The sequence below is a fragment of the uncultured Thiodictyon sp. genome (genome assembly GCF_903946935.1).
GTDB lineage: Bacteria > Pseudomonadota > Gammaproteobacteria > Chromatiales > Chromatiaceae > Thiodictyon.
The window spans coordinates 1-2,380 of the sequence record NZ_CAJAXH010000274.1 but is presented as its reverse complement, the minus strand read 5'-3'; the positions used below and the strand labels follow the sequence as shown (position 1 = coordinate 2,380).

The 2,380-nt window shown below is 57.9% G+C and carries 4 protein-coding genes; 3 read left to right on the top strand and 1 reads right to left on the bottom strand.

Annotated elements, in window-relative coordinates:
• Window positions 1-292 precede the first annotated feature (292 nt).
• The 3 genes from QZX93_RS24130 (at window position 293) to QZX93_RS24120 (ending at window position 1,822) form a co-directional block, all read left to right on the top strand.
• A complete protein-coding gene (locus QZX93_RS24130) occupies window positions 293-607 on the top strand; it encodes an integration host factor subunit alpha (RefSeq protein ID WP_295386167.1) in 315 nt (104 codons plus the stop codon).
• 65 nt (window positions 608-672) lie between these two features.
• The gene (locus QZX93_RS24125; RefSeq protein WP_295386165.1) at window positions 673-1,281 is read left to right on the top strand and encodes a hypothetical protein; all 609 of its coding nucleotides are present in this window, start codon (window positions 673-675) and stop codon (window positions 1,279-1,281) included.
• A gap of 316 nt (window positions 1,282-1,597) precedes the next feature.
• Window positions 1,598-1,822 carry a hypothetical protein gene (locus QZX93_RS24120; RefSeq protein WP_295386163.1) on the top strand — a complete coding sequence of 75 codons (225 nt, stop codon included), beginning with the start codon at window positions 1,598-1,600 and terminating at the stop codon, window positions 1,820-1,822.
• 171 nt (window positions 1,823-1,993) lie between these two features.
• Here the strand turns inward: QZX93_RS24120 and QZX93_RS24115 are convergent, their stop codons facing one another.
• A complete protein-coding gene (locus tag QZX93_RS24115; protein ID WP_295386161.1) occupies window positions 1,994-2,206 on the bottom strand; it encodes a hypothetical protein in 213 nt (70 codons plus the stop codon).
• Window positions 2,207-2,380 lie beyond the last annotated feature (174 nt).

Here is a 2,380-nt window from a genome sequence, read left to right as displayed (position 1 = left end):
TCACCCTGCTGGCCAGTGTCATCGACACCTGCCGGCAACGTGGCCACTCGCCGTGGGACTACCTGGTCGCCGCGATCACCGAGCGGCGCGCCGGACTGCCCCTGCCCCCGCTGCCGGTGGCGGGGGTCTGAACGATTACCCGTCGCGTTCTTGCAGGAATGGCTGGCGCAAGTGCTCTACCTGGTCGTCGCGTTGCTGTGGCTGGTCCCCGACCGCCGTATCGAGAAGCACCTTAATGACCAAGAAGGTTTAATAGAAAAAAACGTTAACGCACAATGATAGGATTGAAAGCATGGCCCTGACCAAAGCCGACCTGGTAGAGCACCTGTTCGAGGAACTGGGGCTCAACAAGAGTGAGGCCAAAGACCTCGTCGACAGCTTTTTCGAGGAGATCCGCGAGACACTGGAGCGCGGCGAAGAGGTCAAGCTGTCCGGATTCGGCAACTTCGAGCTGCGCGAGAAGAAAGAGCGCCCGGGGCGTAATCCGAAGACCGGCGAGGAGATCCCGATTACGGCCCGCCGGGTCGTGACATTCCGAGCGGGCAACAAGCTCAAAGCGCGGACGGAGGCCATTGGCGGGCATGCGCCAACTGGTGCCGAACCATGACAGACCACACGCCACTCCCACGGCCTACTTCGGCGAGACGGCCTCCGAATTGACAGGTATTCAGCATGGCTCTCACGATCAATCAAAAAATCGTAACGTACGCAAGCGGCAATATTGGAACGCAAATTGGGGACGGTGAATGCTGGACCCTTGCGGAACAGGCCTTGGCTCAGGCTGGGGCACAAACGTCGAGAGACATCATGGGGGCCGGGAAGGTTACCCCCGATGTCGATTACGTTTGGGGCGAGAAAATCGCTAACAAGGACATCACGCCGGGCGACATTATTCAATTTCGCAATTATGTGATGAAAACCAGAACCGTTGTGTCGGTTCTGTATAAGAACCTGCCTCCAGGCGTCACGATCAATCCCAATCCGGTCGACGAGTCGGACGACGAGGAAACCTTTGACCAGAAGCATCACACGTCCATTGCAGTAAAGAGTTACAACAACAAACACGTCGCGGTACTCCACCAGAATGTGCCTCCTGATGGAAAAAAGGTTCAAGAAGGCACGCTCGCGATGGAGAATATTGGTGCGAAGTCGACCGTCACAAATGAAACGCGAACGCTCAAAGCCGGCGACAAAAACCTCACACTAAGTGTGACGGTGACGACGACGGTTACGGTCACTGTTCAGGGCACCATCTGGGCTTATCGGCCAAAAAGTAAGTGATAAATTCTCTTTTTCAATTGCGTGGAACGGCATGGGCAAAGCGCATCCGTCCGCTGTAGGCGATCGATTCATGGTCCATGGCAGTGGTAAGCTTCCGGTCGGGGCAGAAGCTCAAGGTGCGGATGGATGTCTTGGGTGGGCCTTCGCTGGCCGGTGACGGTGCTGCGTCCAGTGAAGGCCCCGCCGTCACCTGAGAACGCGATGCTTAGGAGGGCTCCGGTCAGCAACGCGGAGCGCATGGGCTGAGGCTTGCCCACCGCGGCAGACGGCAGGCACTGGCCGGAACCGGGGCACTAACGGCGACACAGTGGGGGGCGTGCTCTACGCATCCTTCAAGTACGGCCGGAGCGATCGCGAGGGCGACGACGGGCGGCGTTTCACCGACCTTGACGAGGCGGGGCTAGCTGCGTTGCTGCAGGCGGTGCCCGGCTTTGTCGAGCTGGAGACCTGGATCACGACTGATCGGCGGCCGGGGCGCTCGAATGAGCGGTGGCTCAATACGCTGTTAGGTGTTTCCGAGATCAAGCCCCTTCGTTTTTAGGCCGCTTGGATGAAGGCGCGGATGTGCCGGCGCAGGGTACCGCGTGAGCGCAGGTCGAGCGCGCGTTGTACGTATGGAGTTGATATCGCCTGATCGCGGTTCGGCCGCGATGCGAGCAGGCCATAGCCCACTTCGCATCGCTACCGGTGCAGAACGCACGCCTCGCTCGGATCAGCCGACGAGCTTCTCGCAATCGGCGATCAGATCATCAAGCAACTGCACCGAACTTTTCGCTTCTGCCTTGATCTCCTTAAGAAAGTCCAGTTCGCTCCGGGAGACGCGACCGTCGGCGAGCAAAAACGTGCGCAAGACGGTTACTTCTTTCTGCGCAATATGACCATCGGCGAGGGCAAACGCCTTCGCAACGGAACGCCAGTCAGCCATATCAAGGGCCTCGGTTTCGGTAAGTTGAAATAATTAGTGCCTGGCAGCAAACCGTAAAAAATCAATCAGCGCAATCTGTTATAATCTGACCCTAAGATCGAAGTTGGCCCGGCGCCGACTTCGATGGGGCTCGATAAAATCGGCAACCAACTGATTTTATTAAGCCGACATGTA